29 protein-coding genes are annotated in these 25,524 nt (G+C 29.4%); 26 read left to right on the forward strand and 3 right to left on the reverse strand.

Annotated elements, in window-relative coordinates; all coding sequences use genetic code 11:
* Positions 1 to 13: 13 nt before the first annotated feature.
* The 11 genes from def to M2651_RS06000 all read left to right on the forward strand — a co-directional run bounded on the left by def (position 14) and on the right by M2651_RS06000 (position 9,587).
* Positions 14 to 466, forward strand: coding sequence for a peptide deformylase (gene def / locus M2651_RS05950; protein ID WP_252131434.1), 453 nt, complete (start codon positions 14 to 16; stop codon positions 464 to 466).
* On the forward strand, positions 466 to 1,401 hold the full coding sequence (fmt, locus tag M2651_RS05955) for a methionyl-tRNA formyltransferase (RefSeq protein ID WP_252131435.1): 936 nt from the start codon (positions 466 to 468) through the stop codon (positions 1,399 to 1,401). The genes def and fmt overlap by 1 nt, the downstream gene beginning before the upstream one ends.
* Before the next feature lie 18 nt (positions 1,402 to 1,419).
* Positions 1,420 to 2,100: a zinc metallopeptidase gene (locus M2651_RS05960; RefSeq protein WP_252131436.1), complete on the forward strand. Its 681-nt coding sequence runs from the start codon at positions 1,420 to 1,422 to the stop codon at positions 2,098 to 2,100.
* A gap of 20 nt (positions 2,101 to 2,120) precedes the next feature.
* Positions 2,121 to 3,449, forward strand: coding sequence for a 16S rRNA (cytosine(967)-C(5))-methyltransferase RsmB (gene rsmB, locus M2651_RS05965; protein WP_252131437.1), 1,329 nt, complete (start codon positions 2,121 to 2,123; stop codon positions 3,447 to 3,449).
* An 8-nt stretch (positions 3,450 to 3,457) separates the two neighbouring features.
* Complete coding sequence (rlmN, locus tag M2651_RS05970; RefSeq protein WP_252131438.1) at positions 3,458 to 4,504, forward strand: dual-specificity RNA methyltransferase RlmN; 1,047 nt, start codon at positions 3,458 to 3,460, stop codon at positions 4,502 to 4,504.
* A 4-nt stretch (positions 4,505 to 4,508) separates the two neighbouring features.
* The gene (locus M2651_RS05975) at positions 4,509 to 5,252 is read left to right on the forward strand and encodes a Stp1/IreP family PP2C-type Ser/Thr phosphatase (RefSeq protein WP_252131439.1); all 744 of its coding nucleotides are present in this window, start codon (positions 4,509 to 4,511) and stop codon (positions 5,250 to 5,252) included.
* Positions 5,227 to 7,146 (forward strand): Stk1 family PASTA domain-containing Ser/Thr kinase, encoded by a 1,920-nt coding sequence (pknB, locus tag M2651_RS05980; RefSeq protein ID WP_252131440.1) that lies wholly within the window; start codon positions 5,227 to 5,229, stop codon positions 7,144 to 7,146. The genes M2651_RS05975 and pknB overlap by 26 nt, the downstream gene beginning before the upstream one ends.
* Before the next feature lie 38 nt (positions 7,147 to 7,184).
* Positions 7,185 to 8,051 (forward strand): ribosome small subunit-dependent GTPase A, encoded by an 867-nt coding sequence (gene rsgA, locus M2651_RS05985; protein WP_252131441.1) that lies wholly within the window; start codon positions 7,185 to 7,187, stop codon positions 8,049 to 8,051.
* The gene (gene rpe / locus M2651_RS05990; protein ID WP_252131442.1) at positions 8,048 to 8,698 is read left to right on the forward strand and encodes a ribulose-phosphate 3-epimerase; all 651 of its coding nucleotides are present in this window, start codon (positions 8,048 to 8,050) and stop codon (positions 8,696 to 8,698) included. The genes rsgA and rpe overlap by 4 nt, the downstream gene beginning before the upstream one ends.
* Before the next feature lies 1 nt (position 8,699).
* A complete protein-coding gene (locus M2651_RS05995) occupies positions 8,700 to 9,335 on the forward strand; it encodes a thiamine diphosphokinase (protein WP_252131443.1) in 636 nt (211 codons plus the stop codon).
* 87 nt (positions 9,336 to 9,422) lie between these two features.
* A complete protein-coding gene (locus M2651_RS06000; RefSeq protein WP_252131444.1) occupies positions 9,423 to 9,587 on the forward strand; it encodes a hypothetical protein in 165 nt (54 codons plus the stop codon).
* A 155-nt stretch (positions 9,588 to 9,742) separates the two neighbouring features.
* Here M2651_RS06000 and rpmB read toward each other — a convergent pair whose 3' ends face one another.
* Positions 9,743 to 9,934, reverse strand: a complete 192-nt coding sequence (gene rpmB, locus M2651_RS06005) for a 50S ribosomal protein L28 (RefSeq protein ID WP_252131445.1) — start codon at positions 9,932 to 9,934, stop codon at positions 9,743 to 9,745.
* Positions 9,935 to 10,131: 197 nt separating this feature from the next.
* Here rpmB and M2651_RS06010 point away from each other — a divergent pair, with 197 nt between their 5' ends.
* The 6 genes from M2651_RS06010 (at position 10,132) to M2651_RS06035 (ending at position 15,969) form a co-directional block, all read left to right on the forward strand.
* On the forward strand, positions 10,132 to 10,482 hold the full coding sequence (locus tag M2651_RS06010) for an Asp23/Gls24 family envelope stress response protein (protein WP_252131446.1): 351 nt from the start codon (positions 10,132 to 10,134) through the stop codon (positions 10,480 to 10,482).
* Between the two features lie 13 nt (positions 10,483 to 10,495).
* Complete coding sequence (locus tag M2651_RS06015) at positions 10,496 to 12,148, forward strand: DAK2 domain-containing protein (RefSeq protein ID WP_252131447.1); 1,653 nt, start codon at positions 10,496 to 10,498, stop codon at positions 12,146 to 12,148.
* 50 nt (positions 12,149 to 12,198) lie between these two features.
* Positions 12,199 to 14,280 carry an ATP-dependent DNA helicase RecG gene (gene recG, locus M2651_RS06020; protein ID WP_252131448.1) on the forward strand — a complete coding sequence of 694 codons (2,082 nt, stop codon included), beginning with the start codon at positions 12,199 to 12,201 and terminating at the stop codon, positions 14,278 to 14,280.
* Between the two features lie 111 nt (positions 14,281 to 14,391).
* On the forward strand, positions 14,392 to 14,949 hold the full coding sequence (rsmD, locus tag M2651_RS06025; protein WP_252131449.1) for a 16S rRNA (guanine(966)-N(2))-methyltransferase RsmD: 558 nt from the start codon (positions 14,392 to 14,394) through the stop codon (positions 14,947 to 14,949).
* Position 14,950: 1 nt separating this feature from the next.
* A complete protein-coding gene (gene coaD, locus M2651_RS06030) occupies positions 14,951 to 15,457 on the forward strand; it encodes a pantetheine-phosphate adenylyltransferase (RefSeq protein WP_252131450.1) in 507 nt (168 codons plus the stop codon).
* Entirely contained in the window at positions 15,445 to 15,969 is a 525-nt protein-coding gene (locus M2651_RS06035) for an ATPase (protein WP_252131451.1), read from the forward strand. The genes coaD and M2651_RS06035 overlap by 13 nt, the downstream gene beginning before the upstream one ends.
* On the opposite strand, the gene ylbJ is transcribed toward M2651_RS06035, so the two are convergent.
* Positions 15,952 to 17,121, reverse strand: coding sequence for a sporulation integral membrane protein YlbJ (gene ylbJ, locus M2651_RS06040; protein ID WP_252131452.1), 1,170 nt, complete (start codon positions 17,119 to 17,121; stop codon positions 15,952 to 15,954). The two genes, M2651_RS06035 and ylbJ, sit on opposite strands and share 18 nt — an antisense overlap.
* A 66-nt stretch (positions 17,122 to 17,187) precedes the next feature.
* Entirely contained in the window at positions 17,188 to 18,405 is a 1,218-nt protein-coding gene (locus tag M2651_RS06045) for a nucleotidyltransferase (protein ID WP_252131453.1), read from the reverse strand.
* A 200-nt stretch (positions 18,406 to 18,605) separates the two neighbouring features.
* On the opposite strand from M2651_RS06045, the gene pta reads away from it, so the two are divergent.
* The 9 genes from pta to M2651_RS06090 all read left to right on the forward strand — a co-directional run bounded on the left by pta (position 18,606) and on the right by M2651_RS06090 (position 25,326).
* Positions 18,606 to 19,604, forward strand: coding sequence for a phosphate acetyltransferase (pta, locus tag M2651_RS06050; RefSeq protein WP_252131454.1), 999 nt, complete (start codon positions 18,606 to 18,608; stop codon positions 19,602 to 19,604).
* A gap of 28 nt (positions 19,605 to 19,632) precedes the next feature.
* Entirely contained in the window at positions 19,633 to 20,832 is a 1,200-nt protein-coding gene (locus tag M2651_RS06055; RefSeq protein ID WP_252131455.1) for an acetate/propionate family kinase, read from the forward strand.
* Positions 20,833 to 20,929: 97 nt separating this feature from the next.
* A complete protein-coding gene (locus M2651_RS06060; protein WP_252131456.1) occupies positions 20,930 to 21,430 on the forward strand; it encodes a YceD family protein in 501 nt (166 codons plus the stop codon).
* A 12-nt stretch (positions 21,431 to 21,442) separates the two neighbouring features.
* Positions 21,443 to 21,625: a 50S ribosomal protein L32 gene (gene rpmF, locus M2651_RS06065; protein ID WP_252131457.1), complete on the forward strand. Its 183-nt coding sequence runs from the start codon at positions 21,443 to 21,445 to the stop codon at positions 21,623 to 21,625.
* A 148-nt stretch (positions 21,626 to 21,773) separates the two neighbouring features.
* Positions 21,774 to 22,790 carry a phosphate acyltransferase PlsX gene (plsX, locus tag M2651_RS06070; RefSeq protein ID WP_252131458.1) on the forward strand — a complete coding sequence of 339 codons (1,017 nt, stop codon included), beginning with the start codon at positions 21,774 to 21,776 and terminating at the stop codon, positions 22,788 to 22,790.
* 86 nt (positions 22,791 to 22,876) lie between these two features.
* Positions 22,877 to 23,110, forward strand: coding sequence for an acyl carrier protein (gene acpP, locus M2651_RS06075; protein ID WP_252131459.1), 234 nt, complete (start codon positions 22,877 to 22,879; stop codon positions 23,108 to 23,110).
* Between the two features lie 116 nt (positions 23,111 to 23,226).
* The gene (gene rnc / locus M2651_RS06080; protein WP_252131460.1) at positions 23,227 to 23,931 is read left to right on the forward strand and encodes a ribonuclease III; all 705 of its coding nucleotides are present in this window, start codon (positions 23,227 to 23,229) and stop codon (positions 23,929 to 23,931) included.
* The gene (locus M2651_RS06085; RefSeq protein WP_252131461.1) at positions 23,924 to 25,012 is read left to right on the forward strand and encodes an elongator complex protein 3; all 1,089 of its coding nucleotides are present in this window, start codon (positions 23,924 to 23,926) and stop codon (positions 25,010 to 25,012) included. Before rnc ends, M2651_RS06085 begins: the two co-directional genes overlap by 8 nt.
* 53 nt (positions 25,013 to 25,065) lie before the next feature.
* Complete coding sequence (locus M2651_RS06090; protein WP_252131462.1) at positions 25,066 to 25,326, forward strand: stage V sporulation protein S; 261 nt, start codon at positions 25,066 to 25,068, stop codon at positions 25,324 to 25,326.
* The last annotated feature ends 198 nt before the right edge of the window (positions 25,327 to 25,524 follow it).

Here is a 25,524-nt window from a genome sequence, read left to right on the forward strand (position 1 = left end):
GGAGGTATAAATCATGGCAATTAGAAACATTAGAACTATTGGTGATGAAATATTAAGAAAAAAGAGTAAAAAAGTTGAAGAGATAAATGATAGAATACTTACTTTGCTTAAGGATATGCAGGATACTATGTATAAGGCAGAGGGAGTTGGCTTAGCTGCTCCACAGGTAGGAATACTTAAAAGAGTTGTAGTTATAGATGTAGGAAATGGACCAATAAATTTAATAAATCCAGAGATTATTAAGACTGAAGGAGAATATTTGGATGAAGAAGGCTGTTTAAGTATACCAGGGAAACATGGAAAAGTTGCAAGACCTGAACGGGTAAAAGCTAAGGCATTAAATGAAAAAGGTGAGGAAATTATAATAGATGGTGAAGGCCTTTTAGCAAGAGCTTTATGTCATGAAATAGACCATCTAGATGGTGTATTATTTGTTGATAAAATAGTAGAGGGTGAGAATCAATAATGAATATTGTTTTTATGGGTACACCTGAATTTGCTGTACCTTCTTTAAAAAAACTTATAGAAGAATTCGGTATAACTGCAGTTTTCACTCAACCAGATAGACCTAAAGGCAGGGGAAAAAAAATCGCTATGTCACCTGTAAAAGAGGAAGCAATAAAACATGGAATCCCAGTATATCAGCCTTTGAAAATTAAAAACGATATAGAAAGCATTGAAAACTTAAAAAAAATAAATCCTGATTTTATAATAGTAGTAGCTTTTGGACAAATACTTCCCAAAGAAGTGCTTGATATACCTAAATATGGATGTATAAATTTACATGCTTCTCTTTTACCTAAATATAGAGGTGCAGCTCCTATAAATTGGGCTATAATTAATGGCGAAACTGAGAGTGGTAATACTACTATGCTTATGGATGTTGGTTTAGATACTGGAGATATGCTATTAAAAAGTAAATATGAAATAAATGAAAATATGACTTATGGAGAATTTTATGATATTTTAAAACAAGATGGAGCAGAACTATTAATCCAAACAATAAAAAAAATACTGAAAAATGAAATCATTCCAGAGAAACAAGATCATAGTAAAAGTACTTATGCTCCTATGCTCAATAAAGAAATTGCAAAAATAAATTGGGCATTAAAAAATAAAGAAATTAAAAACTTAATCAGGGGATTAAACCCTTGGCCTGTTGCTTATACTCAGTATAATGGAGATATTATGAAAATATATGAAGCAGAAGCTATAGATGCAAATATTAATATTAAGAAAATACCTGGTCAAATACTTAGTGTAGGAAAAAAAGGCATAGAAGTGGCAACAGGAGAGGGAATACTTTTAATTAAAAAAATTCAGTTTCCAGGCGGAAAGCCTCTAAGTGTAGAAGAGTATATAAGGGGTAATATAATAAAAGATGGAGTAATACTAACTTAATTCAAAGGAGGGGTTTATATGTTTTATGATTCAACCTTTATGATTCTTATTCCAGCTTTAGTAATATCTTTTTGGGCACAGATGAAAATTAGCTCTACCTTTGATAAGTATTCAAAGATTTATAGTTTTAACGGATATACAGGAGCTCAAGTGGCTAGAATACTGTTAGATTCAAATGGTTTATATGATGTGCCTGTAGAAATAGTAGGTGGTAAGCTTTCGGATCATTATGACCCTAGTAAAAGAGTTATGCGTTTATCTTATGAAGTGTTTTATGGTACTTCTGTAGCTTCCATAGGAGTAGCAGCACATGAAACTGGCCATGCAATACAGCATAAATTAAATTATGTTCCATTAAACATTAGAAACTCTATAGTGCCATTAGTAAATATAAGTTCAAATTTATCTTGGGTAATATTTTTTATAGGAATAGTATTAAGGTGGGCAGGACTTATTAATTTAGGTATAATACTATTTAGTGCAGTAGTTGTATTTCAGCTCATTACTTTGCCTGTAGAATTTAATGCATCGAAAAGAGCATTGTTGATATTAAGAAATAAATCTATTCTTTCTGAAAATGAGCTGACTGGAGCTAAAGCTGTATTAGATGCTGCTGCTATGACATATGTAGCTGCTGCTTTAATGGCAGTTTCTCAGCTTTTGAGGCTTATTTTAATAAGCAACCGTAATAGAGATTAGTAATAGAATGAGGTTATAGGATGAATAATACTAGAAAAATTGCTGTAGACATATTGGATGCAATAATAAATAAAGGTGGATATTCAAATATAGTTTTAAATGCAAAACTTAATAAAGTAAATTTAGAAGAAAGAGATAAAGCTTTAGTTACAGAAATTATCTATGGTACACTTAAATATAAGTATACCATAGATAAAATATTATGCAGTTTTTTAAAAACTCCTATTAACAAACAAGACAGTACTATTTTAAATATATTAAGAGTTACTATTTATCAAATTCGATATTTAGACAAAATACCAGAATTTGCAGCTGTAAATGAAGCTGTGGAAATGACTAAAAAGTATAAATCAATAGGTGCATCTAAATTAGTTAATGCTGTATTAAGAAATTATTTAAGAAACAAATCTAAAGTATATTATAATCCTGATAATAAAATAGAACATTTGTGTTTTAATTATTCTTATGAGCCTTGGATGGTTAAGTTATTTATAAAGCAATATGGAGAAGAGACTGCAGAGAAAATATTGTATGGATTAAACAGTACGCCAAATGTGACTATTAGAATAAATAGTTTAAAAGTAAATTATGAAGACGCTTGTGAAAAATTAAGGCAATATGGTTATGAAATAGAAGAGGGAATAGTGTGTCCAGAGGCTGTGAGAATTATAAGGGGAAGAAGCATCGAACATAATCCATTGTTCAAAGAGGGATTAGCAACGGTACAAGACGAAAGTGCAATGTTAGTAGCTTCTTCTATGGATATTACATCTGAAATTGTTGCTTTGGACCTTTGCAGTGCACCTGGGGGTAAAGCAACACATATATCAGAGCTTATGAATAATACAGGAAAGGTTTTTGCCTTCGATATACATAAAGATAAACTATCATTAATAAAACAAAATGCTAAAAGACTTGGAATAAATAATATAATTTGTGAAGTAATGGATGCATCTATTTATAATAATAATTTAAAAAATTCTGCTGAAAGAGTTTTAATTGATGTTCCATGTTCTGGACTTGGCATAATAAGAAAAAAGCCAGAAATTAAGTGGACTAAGGAGTATGAACAGTTTAATAAAATTATAGAAATTCAGCGAAAGATTATGAGTAATGCAGCCTTATATGTTAAAGTTGGAGGAGTACTATTATATTCAACTTGTACTATAAATAAAGAAGAAAATGAAGAAAATGTTAAATGGTTTTTAAACAATTATAAAGATTATAAGCTGGAGCCTCTTTTTTTTGGGAATGTTGATAATTTTATTTATAGTGATTTTGGTTTAACTATATTACCTAACAAGTATATGGATGGATTTTTTATCGCTAAATTTAAAAAAGTACGGTAGGTGTTTATATGACCAATATTCTTGATTTAAGCCTGGAAGATTTAAAATTATGGATGAGAGAAAATAGGGAAAGTGAATTTAGGGCAAAACAGATTTTCGATTGGATTTACAAAAATGTATGGGATTTTGATGATATGAGAAATATTCCTTTATCATTAAGGCAAAAGCTTCAAAATTATTTTTATATAGGTATACCTAAAATTTTGCAATGTCTAAAATCGAATTTAGATGAAACAGAGAAATTTTTATTGGAATATGCAGATGGAAACGTAATTGAATGTGTTGTAATGAAATATAAGCATGGTATTTCGATTTGTATTTCAACTCAAATAGGTTGTAAAATGGGGTGTAAATTTTGTGCTTCAACTCTTGAAGGTGTAGTTAGAAATCTTACAGCAGGTGAGATGCTGGCACAAGTCATGGTAGCTCAAAAGAAAATAGGGCAAAGAATTTCAAATATTGTACTTATGGGAAGCGGTGAGCCTTTAGATAATTATGATAATGTTATAAAGTTTATAAATTATGCTAATGCTGATTATGGATTTAAAATAGGTCAAAGGCATATAACCTTGTCTACGTGTGGAATTATTCCAAAAATAATTGAGCTTGCAGATAAAAAAATGCAGATTACCCTGGCTATTTCATTACATGCTTCTAATGATACTTTAAGAAAATCTATGATGCCTATTGCTTATAAATATTCAATTAAGGAGTTAATTGAAGCGTGTAAATATTATATAGAAAAGACAAATAAAAGGATAACCTTCGAATACGCTTTAGTAAAAGATGTTAATGATAGAAGAGAAGATGCTGAAATGCTAGTAAAATTATTAAAGGATATGCTATGTCATATTAATTTAATTCCCGTAAATGAAGTAAGGGAGAATAAATTCAGAAAACCTTCCTCAGAAAATATAAAAACATTTTATAATATATTGACAAGTTTTGGAATTGAAACTACTATTAGAAAAGAGATGGGAGCAGATATTAATGCTGCTTGCGGCCAACTTAGACGAAGTTATTTAAAAAGTAATAAGCAAAATAAAGGAGTGTAGGTAGATGGCGGGGATGCTTTCGGATATAGGTAATATTCGAGAAGTTAACGAAGACTATTATGGTTATCATGAAGATTTTGAAAAGAAGCTATACATAGTTGCAGACGGTATGGGAGGACATAATGCTGGAGAAGTTGCAAGTAAGCTTGCTGTAGATACTATTATAGAATATATAAATTCTATTTGTTCATTAGAAAATTTAGAAAAAGTGTTAAGGGAAGCAGTAGAATTTACAAATAAAAAAATTTATGAATTATCTAGAACTAGTTCTACTCTATATGGGATGGGTACCACGCTAACGGCTTGTTTAATAAATAGTGGTAAGATGGTAATAGCTAATGTAGGAGACAGTAGATGCTATATAGTTGACAGGGATGGAATGTATCAGATTACAAAAGATCATTCACTAGTTCAAGAACTTTTAGATAGTGGAAGTATAACAGAAAAAGAAGCTGAGACACACCCAAATAAAAACATTATTACGAGAGCTTTAGGAACAAGTCCCAAAGTCGAGGTTGATACGTACCAAGTTAATTTACAGGATATATTCAAAGTAATGTTATGTACTGATGGCTTGTCTAATTTTCTTACATTAAAGGAAATGTATGAGATCATAATAAAAAATAATCATGATATAGCTTGTCATAAGTTAGTAGAGCTAAGTAAAAAAAGAGGTGGTAGGGATAACATAACTGTTATTATTTTTGAAGGAGAGTGTAAAGATGGTAGGGACTTTACTGGGCAATAGATATGAAGTAATAGAAAAAATAGGGGAAGGAGGCATGGCTGAGGTATATAAGGCTAAATGTCGACTATTAAATCGATTTGTTGCAGTAAAAATATTAAAGAAAGAGTACTCTGAAGATAAAGAATTTGTAGATAAGTTTAAAGGAGAAGCAGCTGCTGCAGGAAGTATTTCACATAATAATATTGTAAATATTTATGATGTTGGATCTCAAGATAATATTAATTACATTATTATGGAATATATTCAAGGTAGGACGCTGAAAGAAGTTATAATTCAAAATGGAAGATTGGATTATAACAGAGCATTAGATATTGCAATTCAAATTGCAAAGGCTTTAGAGTGTGCACATAAAAATAATATAATACATAGAGACATCAAGCCTCAAAATATATTGGTTACTGATGATTGGAATGTAAAAGTTACAGATTTTGGTATAGCCAAAGCTGCTAATTCTGTAACTATTACTAATACTAATAAAGTAATGGGTTCAGCACACTATTTTTCTCCTGAACAAGCAAGAGGTACTTTCGTAGATGGAAGGACTGATATCTATTCTTTAGGTATAGTAATATATGAAATGGTTACTGGTAGGGTTCCTTTTGATGCTGAAAGTCCTGTGTCAGTAGCTTTAAAACATCTTCAAGAGCCTGTAGTTCCGCCTAAACAGATAAACGGCAATTTGCCTGAGGGTTTAAATAATCTTATACTTAAAGCTATGGAAAAGAATCCATCAAGCAGATATCAAAATATAAAAGATATTTTGTTAGATTTACAGAGGATTAAAAATAATGCTGATTATAAAGTTGAATTAGAAAATCCTCTTGCAGAGCAAACAAGAGTGATGTCTCCAATAATTGGTGATGAGGAAGATGACGAAGATAATTTATATAAACCTAAAAAAAATAACAAAAAACTAGTATTAACCTTAATACCTTTAGCTCTTATTGTAATAGCTGTATTTTCTTTTTTAGGCTGGTATATTGTAAGTAAGTACTCTGCTTCACGTAATCTTAATGCTGCTTCAAATGAAATAGTTATACCGAGCATTGTAGGGTTAAATGAAAAAGAAGCCGAAAAATTAATTAAAGATAGTGGACTTGAATTTATAGTAGGTTCTAGAGAAAAAAGTGATAAACCAGAGGGCGTTGTTTTAAGCTCTTTTCCTGAAGAAGGAACAAAGGTAAAAACAGGTTCAGTGGTTAAAGTTTATATTAGTGCAGGAGCTTTGGCAGTTAAAGTTCCAAACGTTGTAAATTTAGACTATAAGGTTGCCTCTGAAATAATAAAAAATAATGGTTTTCAAGTGGGTAAAGTAGATTATGAGTTTAATAATACTATTCCAGCTGACTCAGTTATAAGACAGAGTCCAGAAGGAGATAAGGATGCAGAGAAAAATTCTAAAATTGATTTGGTATTAAGTAAAGGTCCAGAAATCAAATATACTACTGTTCCTAATTTGATTGGAAGAAGTCTTAGTGAAGCTGATAATCTATTAGGAAGTGTAAATCTTAAAATTGGTAACAAGACTTCTATAGATACTGAAGATAAAAACCAAGACAATAAAATAGCAAATCAAAATCCAGCACCAAATACACAAAATATTAAGGAAGGAAGCACTGTTGATATAACTTATTATAAATACAAGGAACCTGAAAAAATAGTTATTCCAGACTTTGTTAAAGATAAAGTTAAATTACAGGAAGCTATAGATATCCTAAAGTCGAAAGGATTAGAAGTTGAATCAATAGGAAATATGAATGATGTGGTTACTTCTCAAAATCCTGGAGCTGGTACAGTAGTAAAAGGAACAAAGATTATCTTAGAAGCTAAGCCGCAGCAGGAACAAAAGCAGAAAGATCAACAAGAGCAAAGTCAAAATAGTACTCAGCAATGATAAAATAAAAGCATAAGTAGATATTTTTAGGAGGAATTATGCAAGGAACTATAGTGAAGGGTATTGGTGGATTTTATTATGTTAGAACTGAAAAAGATACGTATGAATGCAAAGCTAGGGGTAAGTTTAGATACGATGAACTTATTCCTATGGTAGGTGATAGAGTAGAGATCATAGTGAAAAATAATAAGGGAGTTATTGATAAAATATATCCTAGAACTAGTGAGTTAATAAGACCTTCTGTATCTAATGTTACTCAGGCTTTTGTAATCTTTACTTTTACTAATCCAGATTTAAATATAGATTTGCTCAATAAATTCTTGGTGCTCTGTGAATATAACGATATAAAAGCAGTTGTATGCTTTAATAAGATGGATTTGGTAGAAGCATCTAAATATACTGAGATAATTTATATGCTGCAAAATGCAGGTTATGATGTAATATTTATTAAAGCAAAAGAAGGTTATGGTTTAGAAATGCTTAAGGAAAAACTTAAACAAAACATAACTGTTTTTTGTGGCCCTTCTGGAGTTGGAAAATCAACTATTTTAAATAAGTTATTAATGAAGGATGTAATGAAAACTGGAGAAATAAGCGAGAAGCTAGGCAGAGGTAAACATACTACAAGGCATAGTGAATTAGTAGAATTTGAAGATGGTTTTATAGTTGATACACCTGGATTTACTTCATTAGAAATGGAGTTTATAACTAAAGAAAACCTGCAATTTTGTTTCCCCGAGTTTCAAGATTATATGAACTTATGTAAATTTACTGGATGTTTACATTACAAGGAACCTCAATGTGCAGTCAAACAAGCTGTTGAGGATAAAAAAATAAATACCATAAGATATGATTTTTATGTAAAAACAATTGAGGAGTTAATGAATAGGAGGAATAAGAGATGATAAAAATAGCACCTTCAATATTATCATCGGATTTTTCAAAACTAGGAGAACAAATTATTGAACTTGATAAATGTGGAGCAGATATGATTCATATTGACGTTATGGATGGCAAGTTTGTTCCTAATATTACTTTAGGACCACCTATTATTAAAAGTATTAGAAAATACACAGACTTGCCTTTTGATGTTCATCTTATGATAGAAGAACCTGGTAGATATATTAAAGATTTTGTTGAGGCTGGTGCGGATATTATAACGGTTCATTATGAAGCTGATAGACACATAGATAGAACATTAAACTATATTAAGAGCTTTGGAGTTAAGGCTGCTGTTGCTTTAAATCCAGGTACTCCTGTAGAAAACATTAAAGATATAATTTGTTTTTTAGATATGGTATTGATTATGACAGTAAATCCTGGCTTTGGTGGGCAGAAATTTATTGAATATTCAACAAATAAAATAAAAGAAGTGAAAAATTTAGCTGAAACAATAAACCCGAAGCTTTTAATAGAAGTAGATGGTGGTATTGATAGCAGTACAATTGGTAAGGTTGTTTCATCTGGAGCAAATGTTATAGTAGCAGGTTCTTCAATATTTAAAGAGAATAAAATAAAAGAAAATATAGAAACTTTAAAAAGAGGATTTTAAAATGAAAGCTGTTATAGTTTCTGGTGGAGCTTCTCCATCAATGGAACTTATAAAAAATGAATTGGAAGAACCTTGTTTTTTAATTTGTGCAGACAGTGGAGCAAATCATTTATATAAATATAAGATTGTTCCTGACTACCTAATAGGTGATTTCGATTCAATTGATGAGGAGGTTTTTGATTATTTTGCAAAAAAAGGATGTATCATAGAAAGATACCCTAAAGAAAAGGATTATACTGATACAGAACTAGCGCTACTTAAGGCCAAAGAGTTAAAAGTCAGCAAAGTTATTTTTCTTGGATGTACAGGCAGCAGATTAGACCATACCTTAAGTAATTTAGGATTACTTTTAAAGTGTTTAACTCTTAAACTTGAAGCGTGTATAAAGGATAACAATAATATAATAAATATGATAAACTGCAGTACTGAAATAATTGGTGAAACAAATAGTAATTTCTCTCTTCTAGCTTATAATGAACCAGTTGTAGATTTAACAATTTATGGAGCAAAGTATAATTTAAATAGCTATTACTTAAAAGTGGGAGATGGACTAACTGTTTCTAATGAGTTTTTAAAAAATAAAGTGAAAATAACATTTAAAAGCGGTACTTTGTTGGTGATAAGAAGTGTAGATTAGGATGCATTGCATCCTATTTTTTTATGGAACAAATTTAAATTTGAATCATATAATAGTAGTAAAGCAGTTATGGGTGAGGGATAGTGTTTGTCAAAACGACATAAATGGAAGCATAATATAGGATGGATTATTGTATTTATAGGAATAGGTATAGTTATAACATTTATTATACCTGTATGGTGGTGGATAATAGGAGTAGGGGCTGCTTTGATCTATGTAGGCTGGTACTTAATAGAGCAATCTCATCATTAAAGGGGGGTAAATAAAATATGAAGATAATAGCAATTAAACTTCCAAAATTTATATCTTCAATTATAAGATTCTTTAGAAGAAAACATTCTTAGTATATTGTAAAAAATAACAAAAAATAAAAAATGCAATTGATTAACAACTGCATTTTTTATTTTTTATATAGCACGTTGAACCTTGCCAGAACGTAGGCATCTTGTGCAAACGTGTATAGTACTTGGGGTTCCATTAACAACAGCTTTAACTTTTCTTAAATTTGGAGCCCATTTTCTTTTTGTTTTACGGTTTGAATGGCTTGCTTGTAATCCAGATATAACACCCTTATTGCAAATTTCACATCTTCTTGACACCAAAAACACCTCCTTAGAAATTGTGAAGAGTAATCTTCTCAATTCAAACATGTTTTATTTTATCATATATTGTATAATTTTTTCAAGTAGAATATAAAATTATTATAATAAATATAATTAAATATTTATTTTGTTGAATAAATTATTTATTTAATATAAAATGGTCTATATGGTGCTTTTATGCAAGGAGGGTTATAATGATAGGTAATATTATAAATGAAAATGGATATCTTAATTATTCAGAAGAAGTCGTTGCAAATATAGTAGGTGTATCAACCATGGAATGCTATGGTGTTGTTGGTATGGCTTCTAAAAATGCAAAGGATGGTCTTTGGGAACTTATAAAAGGCGAAAATTTAAGTAAAGGTGTAAAAATTAGTTCTAAAGAAAATAATTTGTCTATCGAATTATATATAATAGTAGAATATGGAACTAAAATTTCTGTAATTGCTAATAATATAATTCAGAAAATAAAATATAACATAGAAAATTATACTGGACTTAAAGTAAATAGTATAACAGTAAATGTACAAGGTGTTAGAGTCTAAGGGGGTACTTTTAATGGAATTTTTTAAAATTAATGGAATACAGTTTTATAACATGGTAGTAAACGCATCAAACAAGTTGGAGGAACAAAAAGCTTTTGTAAATTCATTGAATGTATTCCCTGTTCCAGATGGAGATACTGGAACTAATATGTCTATGACTTTTAGAGCAGCAGTATCAGAGATTAAAGACATGCACAATACTTCCATAGGAGAGGTTTCAAAGAAAGTATCTAGAGGGGCACTTATGGGTGCAAGAGGAAATTCAGGTGTTATACTTTCACAGATTTTCAGAGGAATAGCAAAAGGACTTGAAAATAAGAACGAGGTTGATGCTTTAGAATTTGCAAATAGCTTACTGGAGGGTTCAAAAGCTGCATATAAAGCTGTTATGAGGCCAACAGAGGGAACTATACTTACTATAGTAAGAGCTGCTGGGGAAAGTGCAGTAAAGAGCAGTAGTACAGATATAACCTTGCTTATGAAAGAAGTATGCGAACATAGTGAAGCTATATTAAATAAAACTCCTGAAATGCTTCCTGTGCTGAAAAAAGCTAAAGTTGTAGATGCTGGTGGAATGGGTCTTTTAATTATACTAAAAGGTATGTATGAAGCATTAAAAGACAATATTCAAGCTAAAGCATTAAATGCAGTTAACGCAGAATCTTATATATCTAATCCAGCTTCTTTTATAGATGAACAAGATATTAAGTTTGGATACTGTACTGAGTTTTTTGTTTTAGGTAATAATATTAACGTAGAGTCCTTTAGAAATGAATTAGAACCACATGGGGACTCAATAATAGTTGTAGGTGTAGAGGATGCTGTAAAAGTACACATACATACTAATGATCCTGGATTAGCACTCTCAAAAGCTGTTAAGCTAGGTGAATTGTCTAAAATTAAAATAGATAATATGAGAGAACAACATAGACATATACTTAATGATGATTATGTTCTTACCGAAAAGGAAAATTTAGAATCTGTAAGTAAAGAAGTTGTAAAAGAAAAGAAAAAGTTTGGAATTATATCAGTGGCAATGGGAGAAGGGATAAAAAACATTTTCAAAGATTTTGGTGTTGATTATGTTATTGAAGGCGGTCAAACTATGAATCCAAGTACTCAAGATATGTTGAATTGTATTAATAATATAAATGCTGAAAATATTTTTATACTTCCTAACAATAAAAATATAGTTATGACTGCTAAACAAGCTGCTGAACTTACAGATAAAAATATTGTTGTAATACCTGCAAATACTATTCCTCAAGGTATAAGTTGTGTTACAGTTTTTGACTCTGAAGCTAGCTTGGAAGAAAATATTGCTGCTATGGAAGAAGCTATTAAAAATGTTATAACTGCACAAATAACCTATGCAGTTAGAGATACAGAAATGGATGGAAAGAAAATCAGTGAAGGAGATATATTAGGTCTTGTAGAAGGCAAAATTAATGAAGTAGGTAAAGATGTTTATGAAGTATGTGAAACTGTAATTAATAATATAACTAAAGAAAGCAGTGAGCTAATTACTATTTTCTTTGGACAGGACGTAGAAGAAAATAAAGTTAATCTTCTTGTGGAAAAATTGGAAGAAAAGTATCCTGATAAGGATATTCAAAGTTATAATGGCAAACAGCCGCTTTACTATTTTTTAATAGCTGTTGAATAAAAAAAGCCCGTGGGCTTTTTTTATTATCTATAGGTTTGAGGTGTTAAACTATGGATTTATATAGTGAAATAAGTTATATAAAAGGAATTGGACCTAAGATGAAAGAACTCTTAAATAATTGTGGGATAAATAATGTAATAGATTTATTGCTTTATTTTCCAAGGGACTATGAGAAAATATTATTGGATAAAAATTTAGATAGTACAAAAGATGGAAATAAGGTTGTTATTAATTGTACTGTTATCAAAATAGATAGGGATGTAAGAACAAAAACTAAAAGAGTAATATCTACGGTAGTTTTTAAATATAACAATGGAATAATAAAAGGAAAATGGTTTAATCAGCCCTACATGAAGGAAAAATTTGTTTTGCGGAAACAATATACTATATCTGGAAAAATACAAAGCTTTAAGGGCGAAAGAATGTTAATTAATCCAACTATAATTAATAATAAAGATAATATTATAATGAATTCATCAATTCAATATTTATCTGATAAAAATGAAAATGCAGGGTATAAGCTGGTTCCTAAATATCCGTTAAGAGAAGGATTAACTAATAATTTCTTAATAAAAATTATATCAGAAACTTTAAAATGCATTACTATTTCAGAAAATTTGCCCATTTGGCTAATAAAAAAATATGAATTTTGTTCATTAGACAAAGCTATAAGAAACATTCATAATCCAGAAAGCAATGAAGCATTATTAAAAGCAAGAAAAAGATTAAAATTTCAAGAGCTTTTTATATTTTCATTGAAGATGATAATGTTGAAGGACTTTATAAATAATAGTAGAGGAATAGCTTTTTCTATTTCTCCAGATTTAAAGGTATTAAAAGAGCAACTTCCATTTAATTTAACTAATTCTCAAAGCAGAGTTATTAGAGAAATATTATTAGATGAGAAAAAAAATAAACAAATGAACAGGTTGGTTCAAGGAGATGTAGGGAGCGGAAAAACAATTGTAGCAATTATCAGCATGTTTAATGTTGTAAAAAATGGATATCAAGCTGCCTTGCTAGCTCCTACTGAGATACTTGCTAATCAGCATTATTTAGAAACTCAACAGATTTTAAAGTCTTTTAATATTAATATTAGCTTATTAACTGGAAGTGTTTCTCAAAAACAAAAGGAAATAATAAAATCCGAATTAAAAGAAGGAAATATAGACATTATAGTAGGGACGCATGCACTTTTAGAGGAAAATGTAGAATTTAAAAATCTTGGTATAGTTGTAACTGATGAATTACATCGATTTGGTGTAATTCAAAGAAGTATGTTGTTTAATAAAGGCAAAAATGTAGATATCTTGGTTATGACAGCCACTCCTATTCCTAGAACTTTGTCTTTGTATTTATATGGGGATTTAGATGTGTCAATTATAGATGAACTTCCTCCAGGGAGACAAAAAATTGAGACTTTTTATGTAGAACACAATAAAAAGGATAAAGTATATAAATTTGCTGCTGAAGAAATAAAAAAAGGCAGGCAGGCTTATGTTGTATGTCCACTTGTAGAGGAAAACGATGAATTAAGCATTAATTCTGTTGAAAAACTATATAGAGATTTAGTAAATAATTATTTTAAAGAAGAAGAAATTTCAATACTTCATGGTAAGATGGCTAATAAAACGAAAGATGAGATAATGAACAAATTTAAAAACGGTGAAATAAAAATTCTAGTTTCTACTACAGTTATAGAAGTTGGAATTAATGTACCTAATGCTACTGTTATGATTATTGAAAATGCTGAAAGATTTGGTTTAGCTCAACTTCATCAATTAAGAGGAAGAGTAGGGAGAGGAAGTTTTAAATCCTATTGTATTTTAATAGCAAATATTAAAAATGATATAGTTGAAAAAAGGCTTCAAATACTTAAAAATAGCAATGATGGTTTTCAAATAGCAGAAGAAGATTTAAAAATAAGAGGCAGTGGAGAATTATTTGGGGTTAGACAGCACGGAGAGAGCAATTTTATCTTGTCGGATTTAATTAATGATATAGAGCTTCTTAAAGCTGCTAATGCAGAAGCTAAAAAGCTTTTAAAAAGTCAGAAGGAAGAAGATATAAAATTTAAAAATGAAATTATAAAAAAAATTGAACAGACATCACAATTTATATGTTTTAATTAATATTATATCTTTAATGTGTTAATTTGTGATTTATTACAATTATATTAATTTTATATTTCTTGAAAAATAGTAAATTTTATATTAATCTATATAACAAAGGGAGGAAAAGATATGAGAATTATAGCAGGAATTGCCAAAGGTAGAAAATTGTTATCTCCTGAAGGAATGGGTACGAGGCCTACTTTAGATAGAATAAAAGAATCTATTTTTAATATAATACAAAGTAGAATAGAAGGTGCTAAGGTTTTAGATGTATTTGCTGGAACAGGTAGTTTAGGTTTGGAAGCTGTCAGTAGGGGTGCTGAGAAATGTTACCTTATAGATAAAGGACAAAGTACATTCAAGTTATTAAAACAAAATGTTGAAAATCTTGGTTTTAATGATATATGTAAGTGTTTTAATATGGATTCATATATGGCTTTAAAAGATTTTGCACAAAAAAAATTAATTTTTGACTTAATTTTTATAGATCCTCCTTACTTAAAAGAAATGATTCCTCCAGCAATAGAAATAATTTCAGAAAAAGGTTTATTAGACAGAGATGGACTAATAGTATGTAAAATTGATTCAAAAGAGGAATTGTATAGAGGCAATAATTTAATTGAACTTGTTGACCACAGAGTATACGGAAATACAACTGTATGTTTCTATAAATTTAAGGAGGAATAAAATGAAAAGAGCAGTTTATCCTGGAAGTTTTGATCCAATTACTAACGGGCATTTAGATATTATTAGCAGAGCTTCAAAGGTTTTTGATGAAGTTATTGTAGGTGTTTTAATAAATCCTAATAAAAATGGTTTATTTAATATAGAGGAAAGAGTAAATTTGATACAGAAGTGTGTTAAAAATTTTAATAATGTAAAAGTTGAAAGTTTTAGTGGTCTTTTAATAAATTTTATGAAAAATGTAGAGGCAACAGTTATTGTAAAAGGTTTAAGGGCTGTATCTGATTTTGAATATGAATTTCAAATGGCGCTTATGAATAATAAGTTAAATCCTAATATAGAAACGGTATTTATGATGACAAATGCTAAGTATTCTTACTTAAGTTCTTCATCTGTAAAGCAGGTTGCAATGTTTGGGGGATGTATTAAAGATTTAGTTCCTGATATTATAATAAATGATATAATAAATAAACTAAGTAAAGAGGGGGATAATCAATTATGGAAGTTATAAAATTACTGGAATATCTTCAAGAAATATTTGAAACTTCGTCAAAGGTACCAGTAATGGGAAAGATTTTAGTTGATAAAAAAGAAGTTATGGGAATAGTAGACCAAATAATCAACTGTCTTCCAGATGAATTTAAAAAAGCACAATGGGTTGTAGATGAAAAAGAAAGAATTTTAGGTGAAGCTATAGAAGAAGCTTCGACTATGAGAAAAGAAAGTATGGATATATTAAAGAAACAGGTAGAAAATCATGATATTACGAAAGATGCAAAAATAAGAGCAGAAGAGATAATAGCCTCAGCTCAGAGAGATGCTAAGGCTATGAGGTTAGGTGCAAGAAACTACGCAGATGAAATATTGTGTCAGCTTGAGAAAGAGATAAATGAAAAGGGTCAGAACATGGTTTTTAATATAAAAAAACAAGTAGAACAATTTATATCTGTATTAGGTGATGATATTTCAGCAGATTTAGATGATATAAGAAATAATATAAAAGAATTAAGAGGTATAAAATAGTTTTTTTAATTTATTAAATAAAAATGGTATTATAAGTATAATTATGCATGTAATAAGTAATGAACTCCATAGATTAGTATTTGTTTTTATATTAGATGTTTGAATTGCTATTTTGGGTAAGGATATTCTATATAAAATCAGTGTAATTGTAGAACATATAAAACCTTGAAGCACTTTTCTAATAGTGTATTTTTTTAAAGATAGATTATGTTTGTAAGTAAACGAATAAACTTGGGAGATTATTGATAACCCGCTGAAGCCTAAGAAAAAACTTATAATAATTGCTTTTATATACATACTTTTTGATGTAGTTGATATTAAATAGCATCCATTAGTTATTTCTATTAATCCTAAAATAAATCCTTCTAGTATATTTTTATCTATACTTAATAAGTTAGTTATTTTTTCTATAATAATGTTAAAAAATAGATTGTTTTTTATAATATTTGTTAAAACAGAAAAAAGTATTACAAAACCACCAATAGACAAGCATGTTTTTATTGAATTTTCTATACTATTTTTTATTATATTACCTATATTTTTACTTGGTACAGTTCTCAAACCATTGAGGCTGTTTTTTTTATGTATGTCTTTTTGAGTTATTATTAATGCCATTATAAAACATGATATGTAGTTAGATATTAATAGTAAATATCCTATATTTGAGTTTTTCAGCATTGACGTTCCAACGGCTCCTATAACAAATAAAGGGCTAGCATTACTTGCTATGTTTACAAGTCTTTCACAAGTTTTATAATCAATCACTTCTTGCTCATATAATTCACAAGCATATTTAGCACCTAAGGGATAGCCGCATAACATACTTACAATTAAAACAAAGGTACAGCTTAATGGAAGTCTTAACGGTTTACATAAAATTTTACCGAAAAATTTTGAATAAATATGTACCCCGTTATAATCCATCATTATACTTGTTACAACTAAGAATGGAAAAAGTGAAGGAAAAACTCTATTTATAAATAAGTTAGCTCCTAAAAGTGCAGAATCTATACAAAGTTTTGGTGTAAGTACAATTTGTATTATAATAAGTGAACAGATAATAGTAATAACCAAATTTTGTTCTAAAGATTTTAATAAAAAATATAAAAGAACTAGTATTAAAAGAAAAATAGCATACAATAATAAGTTCAATTTATTTTCTCCTTTTATAAATTACTCTTTACTAGTATATATATTCTTTATATATTATTATTACTACTATGATCTAATTGGGCTTATTATATAATCGCTATTAGGGTTTATAGATTTATTAATTATACTATAAGACTTAGTAGCTTGTATATCTAGAAGTAAAGTTTCCTCAGGTTTCTTAGGAAGTTTTACATATATAGGTATAGAAGCATTATTTTTTGCCTTTTTTAAAACCTTTGCACCTACTTCATTAAATCCAAGAACTCGTGCATAAGGGCATGGAATAGTCCTTAGCATTTCAGTATCAAATTTCTCAAAACCAACATAGTATTGACAAAGTATTCTGTTTATCCGAGTATATGTATATCTTTTGCTTTTAATATTTTCTAATAATTGATTATAGGTATAAGAATGTATTAAAGCTTTATAAATTTTGTTATGTATTCCTTCTGAAACATCAGGAAGTTTTGTTATACTTTCACTTGAAGTAAAATACTTGTGCTTTAAAAAATCCAGCATATATTCCTCATAAACAAATGGATAATTGGCTTTTTTTAATTTACTAACTAAATTAAAGCTGGCATAAGGCAGATGTGTTTTAAGTTCTTCAAGACTATTATTATTTTTAATGTACTTTCTGATAGAGGTAGCACTTGAAAAAATATGGTTTAATTCATTGCTATTGTATGTTCCACCTTCACGTTTAATAGTTACTGGGGTTATGTTACTATTAAGCCTTATCAAACTTTTATAATATTCAATAGCTAAAATGTTATTAGAAGAACTTAATGATATTTCTAAATTATGATTAAAATCATAGTTGTTTTTTAAGAAATAATCTATTAGTGCTTTACTTCTAGAAACAGGATAAGTATGACCTTTGCTTAAATAGTGTTTAAGAGTTTCCTTATATTCAATTGGTTCATTATTTAAAACTTCTGCAACGGTTAAAATAAAATTTATATCTCCTATTTCACTTCCAAAGCTTATATTATCAACTATTCCTAGGCTATTTAAGAGGCTTACTGCTCCAAAAGCAAAAAATTCTGCTGAAGATAGACTATATATAACAGGAAGCTCAATAACTAAGTCTATTCCACATTTTAAAGCTGTTTCAGCCCTGTTCCATTTATCTATTATTGATGGAATACCTCTTTGTACATAATTTCCACTCATTATACAAATAATAGCATCTGAATTAGTTATCTCCTTAGTCTTATTTATATGATATATGTGCCCATTGTGGAGTGGATTATATTCTGCAATTATGGCTGATATTTTCATGTTTACACCGCCTTAAAATTTTTTATACATTATTTTATACACCTATTAAATACAAATTTCAATGATTAAATTGTAATTTTAAATAATAAGTTATGAAATATTGGGATTTTTTATATTATTTGTTGAAAATCATATTATAAATGAGTTATTATAATATATGGTGTATATGTATTGTAAAATACAGAAGGGAGAAATGTTTTATGGACTTAATGAAAGGTTTTTGGGAAAAAGCAAAGTCAGATATTAAAAAAATTGTTCTTCCAGAAGGTGAAGAGGAGAGAAATATTTTAGCCAGCGCTATAATTAAAAAAGAAGGATTAGCTCAACTAGTTTTATTAGGTAATGCTGAAAAAATTAAGGAAAAAGCCAAAAGCTTAAAGGCAGACATAAAAGGTATAGAGATTTTAGATCCTGAATCTTCTGAACTTGTTTCAACATATGCCAAAGAGTTTTATGAGCTTAGAAAGAGCAAAGGAGTTACAATAGAAAAAGCAGAAAAAATAGTAAAAGATCCAATGTATTTTGGAACTATGATGGTAAAGCTTGGTCATGCTGATGGATTAGTTTCAGGTGCTGTACATACTACTGGTGATTTGTTAAGACCAGGATTACAGATAATTAAAACTGCACCAGGTATTTCTACAGTTTCAAGTTTCTTTATTATGCTTATTCCTGACTGTGAATATGGTAAAAATGGCATGCTTCTTTTCTCAGATTGTGCTGTAAATCCAAATCCTACTGCGGAACAATTGGCTGCTATTGCTATTTCTACTGCTGATACTGCAAAAAAACTGTGTAATATGGAGCCAAAGGTAGCTATGCTTTCTTTTTCAACTAAAGGAAGTGCAGATCATGAATTAGTAGATAAGGTAAGGAAAGCGACTGAAATTGCAAAAGAGTTAAGACCAGATTTACAAATTGATGGTGAACTTCAGCTAGATGCTGCTATAGTGAAAAAGGTTGCAAACCAAAAAGCCCCTGGAAGTTCAGTTGCAGGAGAAGCTAATGTTTTAATATTCCCTGATTTGCAATCTGGAAATATTGGATATAAGCTAGTACAAAGATTTGCAAAGGCAGAGGCTATCGGTCCAGTTTGTCAAGGATTTGCAAAACCAGTAAATGATTTATCTAGAGGATGTAGTGCAGAAGATATAGTTAATGTTGTAGCAGTAACTGCTGTTCAAGCACAAAATATTTAGTTTATTCAATTTTAAGGAGGAGTTTAAGTTGAAAATATTAGTGGTAAATTGTGGTAGTTCATCTTTAAAATATCAGTTAATAGATATGGAAGGTGAAGTTGTACTTGCAAAGGGATTAGTTGAGAGAATAGGGATAGAAGGCTCTATTCTTACTCAAAAAGTTGAAGGAAGAGAAAAATATGTTATAAAACAGCCTATGGCTAGTCATAAAGATGCTATTAAATTAGTTCTTGAAGCTTTAGTTGATAGTCAAAATGGTGTAATTAAGGATATGTCAGAAATTTCAGCTGTAGGACACAGAGTTGTTCATGGTGCAGAAAAATATTCTAATTCAGTACTTATAGATGAAGATGTAATGAAGACACTTGAAGAATGCTCAAAGTTAGCTCCATTACACAATCCTCCAAATATTATCGGAATAAATGCATGTAAGGAGCTTATGCCAAATACACCAATGGTTGGAGTATTTGATACTGCTTTCCATCAAACTATTCCAGAATATGCATACATATATCCATTACCATATGAATTATACAAAAAATATGGAGTTAGAAAGTATGGATTCCATGGTACATCTCATAGGTTTGTATCATCAGCAGCTGCTGATTTATTAGGAAAGGACATTAAGGAATTAAAAATAATAACTTGTCATTTAGGAAACGGAGCTAGTATAACAGCAGTAAAAGATGGTAAATCTATAGAAACAAGTATGGGATTTACACCACTTGAAGGTATAGCAATGGGTACAAGATCAGGAAACATTGATCCTGCTATTATTACATTCCTCATGAAAGAGTTGAATTTAACAATAGAGGAAGTAGATGATATTGTAAATAAAAAATCTGGTGTATATGGAATATCTGGAGTTAGCAGTGATTTTAGAGATATTGAAGATGCAGCATGGAAGGAAGGAAATAAGAGAGCTCAATTGGCTCTTGATGTTTACTATTATAAGGTTAAGAAGTTTATTGGTTCCTATGCAGCTGTAATGAATGGAGTTGATTGTATAGTATTTACAGCAGGGCTTGGTGAAAATTCACCAGAAACAAGAGAGTATGTATGTGAAGGTTTAGATTATTTAGGAGTTAAGATAGATAAAGAAAAAAATAAAGTAAGAGGTAAAGCAGTAGATATAAGTTCAGAGGATTCTAAAGTAAGAGTATTAGTTATACCAACTAATGAAGAACTAATGATTGCAAGAGATGTAAAAGAAATAGTTAAAGGGTAGTGTTTTTACAAAATTATACCTTAAAACACAAATTAAGCTTGACTTTTGCATTGGTTGTTAATATAATAAATTGTGGCTAATGCATTGAGGTGAGACTATGACAATTGATGTTGTAGATTTAAACAGAAAAAAAGTATCTAAAAAGAAAGTGCATTTAGTTTTTACTGGAGAAAGCTTTTATGATGATGGAGAAAAAATAGAGTTTGCAAGTCCAATAGTTTTAGATGGTGAGTTATATCTTACAGGAGACATAATAAACTTAGAAGGTAAGATACAAACTAAGTTGATTTTATCTTGTTCTAGGTGTTTAATTAATTTTAGCCACACTATTGACATACCAATTCATGAAAAGTTTTCAACAAATCTTGACAATAAAGATGATGAAATCATTTTTATTGATGGTGATATTATTAATATCACAGATATTATTAGAAACAATATTACTATGTCCTTACCTATAAAAAAATTATGTAGTGATGAATGTAAGGGCTTATGCCAACATTGCGGTACAAATTTAAATATAGCATCTTGCAGCTGTGCAAAAGATGACTTTGATCCGCGACTTGCTAAGTTAAAAGATTTGTTTTCTGCTGATTAAGGAGGTGTTACAATGGGAAATCCTGCGAGAAAATTTTCTAAAGCTAGAAGAGATTCAAGAAGAGCACAAACATTTAAACTAAGCCTACCAGGAATAGTTGAATGTCCTCAATGTCATGAAATGAAGCTTGCTCATAGAGTATGTAAAAATTGTGGATTTTACAAAGGTAAAGAAGTAGTTGCTTCAGAGAAGTAATAAAAGGGAAAGTCTTAAGACTTTCTCTTATTTTTTAATTAATATTGTTTTTTAAGATTGGATATAATATACTTTATGATAATGAATACTAAATTTAACAATAGCATGAAAGGAAGTGAACCTCCTGGATGGCTTTCCAGGTGTAATTATGAGACTAGCTGTTGACGGTATGGGGGGAGATTTTGCTCCAGATGCAGTTATACAAGGTTGTATTGACGCAATCAAGGAGTATGGGGTTGATATTATTATTACTGGTCCAGAAGAGTTGCTTAAACAAAAATTAAGTAAATATGAATATCCTAATGAAAAAATACAAATTGTTAATGCTGATGAAATTATTACTCCAAATGAGGAGCCTGTTAAAGCACTAAAGAAAAAGAAGAATTCCAGTTTGGTTAAAGCTTTAAACTTAGTAAAAAGTGGTGCGGCTGATGCTGTTTTATCAGCTGGTAGTACTGGTGCTCTTATGGCTGGAGCTTCTCTTATTATAGGTAGAATTAGTGGGATTAAACGTATAGCTCTTGCTCCAATATTACCTGGCAAAAATGGATCTTTTATGATTATTGATGCTGGTGCTAATGTTGATTGTAAACCTATATATCTTGTTCAATTTGCTTTAATGGGGCATATATATTCTCAATGTATATTAAACTTAGTTAATCCATCTATTGGAATTATTAATATAGGTGCTGAAGAAGAGAAAGGTAATGAACTTACCAAAGAGGCATATAAACTTCTAAAGAAAACTAATTTCAACTTTGTAGGAAATGTAGAACCAAGGGATGTTCCAAATGGTAATGTAAACGTGTTGGTTTGTGATGGATTTGTAGGAAACACTATATTAAAGACCTTAGAAGGAGTTGTTTCAAGTGTTTTTAGTATGCTAAAGGAAGAAATAATGTCCTCATTTAAAACTAAAATAGGTGGTGTACTTTTAAAGCCTGTTTTTAGTAGATTTAAGAAAAAATTTGATTATACTGAATATGGTGGTTCTGCCTTTTTAGGAGCAAATGGCATTGTTATTAAAGCACATGGTAGTTCAAATGCAAAGGCTTTTAAAAATGCAATTAGACAGGCATTAAATTCTTATGATAATAAAATTGTTGATAAGATTAAGGGAGAATTAGAAAAACTAAACATTGAAGTAGAAAATGAAACATTATAAGGAGAATTTTATTTAATTATTAATATTGACGCTAAGAGTGTTATGTAATATTATCTTATTATAGTTTTTGTTTAGGAGGTGAAAATATGATATTTGAAAAAGTAAGAGATATAATAGCAGATCAACTCGGAGTAGATGCCGATGAAGTAACAATGGAGTCATCCTTTATGGACGATTTAGGTGCTGACTCTCTTGATATAGTAGAGTTAATTATGGCATTAGAAAGCGAATTCGATATGGAAATTCCAGATGAAGATGCTGAGAAAATAGCAACTGTTTCAGATGTTGTGGAGTACATAAAAGCGCATACTGAAGAGTAATTATAGAGTCCCGTAATTAACGGGGCTTTAAATTTTTATTCTTGAAGTTTATTCTTGAATATGTTTGTTAAACAAATTGAAGAATAAACTTATGATACATAAAGGAGAGTTGGTAGATGGTAGATAAAAAAGTTTTTTTACGTGAGTTAGAGGATAAGTTAAATACAAACTTTAAAAATAAAAATTTACTAATAGAAGCGTTAACACATAGTTCTTGCATTAATCAAAATAAGGAAATAAAGTATAATGAAAGGCTAGAATTTTTGGGTGATTCTGTTCTTCAACTTTGTATATCAGAATATTTATTTAAAAATTGTGAAAGTAAATCTGAAGGTGAATTAACAAAAATAAGAGCTCTCATCGTGTGTGAAAATTCTTTGTTTGAAGTAGCACAGGTGCTTAATTTAGGGAAATATATATTTATGAGTAAAGGAGAAGAGCTTACAGGAGGAAGATCCAGGCCATCAATTTTAGCTGATTGTGTTGAAGCTATTATTGCAGCTATTTATTTAGATAACGGAATACAAAAAGTTAAAGACTTTTTAGGGATTTATTTTAAAAATATAATTTATAAAGCTATAAATAATGAAATAGTATTAGATTATAAAACTAAACTTCAGGAAACACTCCAACAAAATGGTGAAGTATCTATTTTATATACATTAACAGGCTATGAGGGTCCTCCACATAGAAGGAAATTTTCTACTGAAGTATTAGTTGATAATGTTGTTAAAGGAAGAGGAGTTGGATACAGCAAAAAAGAAGCTGAGCAGAATGCGGCTAAGCAAGCATTAACGCAATTGGAGGGTAAGTATGAGTAAAAAACATTACATAATACCAATATTTGTTCCACATGAAGGATGTCCTCACGATTGTGTTTTTTGCAATCAAAACAGTATTACTGGGATTAACACAAAAATTACTTCTAATATGGTTAAAGATGTAATTGAAAAATATTTACAAACTATTCCTGAAACTAATCGTATTTTAGAAGTTTCTTTTTTTGGTGGTACATTTACAGCAATAAATATTGAAAAACAGAAGGAATTACTTAAAGTAGCTAAATATTATAAGGATTTAGGTATTGTTAATTTTATAAGATTATCTACAAGACCCGACTATATAGATGATGTAATACTTTCAAATTTAAAAGATTTTTCTGTAGATATTATAGAACTTGGAGTACAATCATTAGATAATGAAGTCTTAACAAAATCTGCCAGAGGACATACAAGATTTGATGTTATAAATGCTTCTAATTTAATAAAAAAATATGGTTTTATTCTAGGGCATCAAATTATGTTAGGGTTACCTGGCGATACTTTTGAAAAAGATATAGAAACTGCAAGAAGTGTTGCGAGTTTACAACCTAATATTTGCAGAATTTATCCTGCATTAGTAATAAAAGATACCCCAATGGAGAGAATGTACAAAACAGGATTATATAAGCCATATTCTTTAGATGAAACAATAAAAATTACTAAAATAGTTTATAGTATATTAAATGCGCATGGAATAAAAGTTATAAGAATGGGACTGCAAACTACTGAAGAAATTAGTGAGAATGGGGATATAGTAGCAGGTCCATTTCATCCTGCCTTTAGAGAGATAGTAGAAGGAAGTATTTTAAATGATTTGATCGTGGAAAATATACCTGAAAATTATCATGGAGAAGTAAAAATAGAAATCAATAGTAAAGATGTATCGAAATTATTTTGTGATAAAAAAAGGTTTTTTAATGACACAAAAGAACAATTAAAGACATCAAGTATTAAAATTATGCAGAGTTTTTTAATAGATAGGGGAGAAATAGTTATAAAATATGATGACGTTTGCAATAAATTGTCGATTAACGATTATTTAATTCGAAAATATAAAGAAGGATATTTTAGTATTTTATAGAATTATATCTTTGTAAGATTTGTATTAACAGATTTTGTAGGGAGGAATTATTTATGGAAGTATTAAAAGTATCAGCTCAATCTCAGCCAAAATCAGTAGCAGGAGCTTTAGCAGCCGTTTTAAGAGAGAATAATGCTGCTGAAGTTCAAGCCGTTGGAGCAGGAGCAGTGAATCAGGCTGTTAAAGCTATTGCTATAACCAGAGGATTTGTAGCACCCAATGGAATAGATTTAGTTGTGGTCCCTGCTTTCTCAGAAATAACCATTGAAGGAGAAGAGAGAACTGCCATTAAATTTATAGTTGAACCTAGATAATATATTAAAAACCGTGTGATTCACGGTTTTTTTATTTTTTACATTGATATTTTTTTATATTTACTATAAACTTATGTATAGAATTAGCTTAATTGTTAGGAGTATAAATTTATGAATAAAAAACAAAGAGAAAAGTACACAAAAATACTTATTTACTTTATTATTTTTATTTTCTTAATAGGGTTATTACCATCACTA

Source organism: Clostridium caldaquaticum (assembly GCF_023806125.1).
GTDB classification, from domain to species: Bacteria; Bacillota; Clostridia; order Clostridiales; family Clostridiaceae; genus Clostridium_AT; species Clostridium_AT caldaquaticum.

Coding starts and splice junctions, on each gene's coding strand:
- def (WP_252131434.1), top strand. CDS start 14: ATGGCAATTAGAAACATTAGAACTATTGGTGATGAAATATTAAGAAAA.
- fmt (WP_252131435.1), top strand. CDS start 466: ATGAATATTGTTTTTATGGGTACACCTGAATTTGCTGTACCTTCTTTA.
- M2651_RS05960 (WP_252131436.1), top strand. CDS start 1,420: ATGTTTTATGATTCAACCTTTATGATTCTTATTCCAGCTTTAGTAATA.
- rsmB (WP_252131437.1), top strand. CDS start 2,121: ATGAATAATACTAGAAAAATTGCTGTAGACATATTGGATGCAATAATA.
- rlmN (WP_252131438.1), top strand. CDS start 3,458: ATGACCAATATTCTTGATTTAAGCCTGGAAGATTTAAAATTATGGATG.
- M2651_RS05975 (WP_252131439.1), top strand. CDS start 4,509: ATGGCGGGGATGCTTTCGGATATAGGTAATATTCGAGAAGTTAACGAA.
- pknB (WP_252131440.1), top strand. CDS start 5,227: ATGGTAGGGACTTTACTGGGCAATAGATATGAAGTAATAGAAAAAATA.
- rsgA (WP_252131441.1), top strand. CDS start 7,185: ATGCAAGGAACTATAGTGAAGGGTATTGGTGGATTTTATTATGTTAGA.
- rpe (WP_252131442.1), top strand. CDS start 8,048: ATGATAAAAATAGCACCTTCAATATTATCATCGGATTTTTCAAAACTA.
- M2651_RS05995 (WP_252131443.1), top strand. CDS start 8,700: ATGAAAGCTGTTATAGTTTCTGGTGGAGCTTCTCCATCAATGGAACTT.
- M2651_RS06010 (WP_252131446.1), top strand. CDS start 10,132: ATGATAGGTAATATTATAAATGAAAATGGATATCTTAATTATTCAGAA.
- M2651_RS06015 (WP_252131447.1), top strand. CDS start 10,496: ATGGAATTTTTTAAAATTAATGGAATACAGTTTTATAACATGGTAGTA.
- recG (WP_252131448.1), top strand. CDS start 12,199: ATGGATTTATATAGTGAAATAAGTTATATAAAAGGAATTGGACCTAAG.
- rsmD (WP_252131449.1), top strand. CDS start 14,392: ATGAGAATTATAGCAGGAATTGCCAAAGGTAGAAAATTGTTATCTCCT.
- coaD (WP_252131450.1), top strand. CDS start 14,951: ATGAAAAGAGCAGTTTATCCTGGAAGTTTTGATCCAATTACTAACGGG.
- M2651_RS06035 (WP_252131451.1), top strand. CDS start 15,445: ATGGAAGTTATAAAATTACTGGAATATCTTCAAGAAATATTTGAAACT.
- M2651_RS06045 (WP_252131453.1), bottom strand. CDS start 18,405: ATGAAAATATCAGCCATAATTGCAGAATATAATCCACTCCACAATGGG.
- pta (WP_252131454.1), top strand. CDS start 18,606: ATGGACTTAATGAAAGGTTTTTGGGAAAAAGCAAAGTCAGATATTAAA.
- M2651_RS06060 (WP_252131456.1), top strand. CDS start 20,930: ATGACAATTGATGTTGTAGATTTAAACAGAAAAAAAGTATCTAAAAAG.
- rpmF (WP_252131457.1), top strand. CDS start 21,443: ATGGGAAATCCTGCGAGAAAATTTTCTAAAGCTAGAAGAGATTCAAGA.
- plsX (WP_252131458.1), top strand. CDS start 21,774: ATGAGACTAGCTGTTGACGGTATGGGGGGAGATTTTGCTCCAGATGCA.
- acpP (WP_252131459.1), top strand. CDS start 22,877: ATGATATTTGAAAAAGTAAGAGATATAATAGCAGATCAACTCGGAGTA.
- rnc (WP_252131460.1), top strand. CDS start 23,227: ATGGTAGATAAAAAAGTTTTTTTACGTGAGTTAGAGGATAAGTTAAAT.
- M2651_RS06085 (WP_252131461.1), top strand. CDS start 23,924: ATGAGTAAAAAACATTACATAATACCAATATTTGTTCCACATGAAGGA.
- M2651_RS06090 (WP_252131462.1), top strand. CDS start 25,066: ATGGAAGTATTAAAAGTATCAGCTCAATCTCAGCCAAAATCAGTAGCA.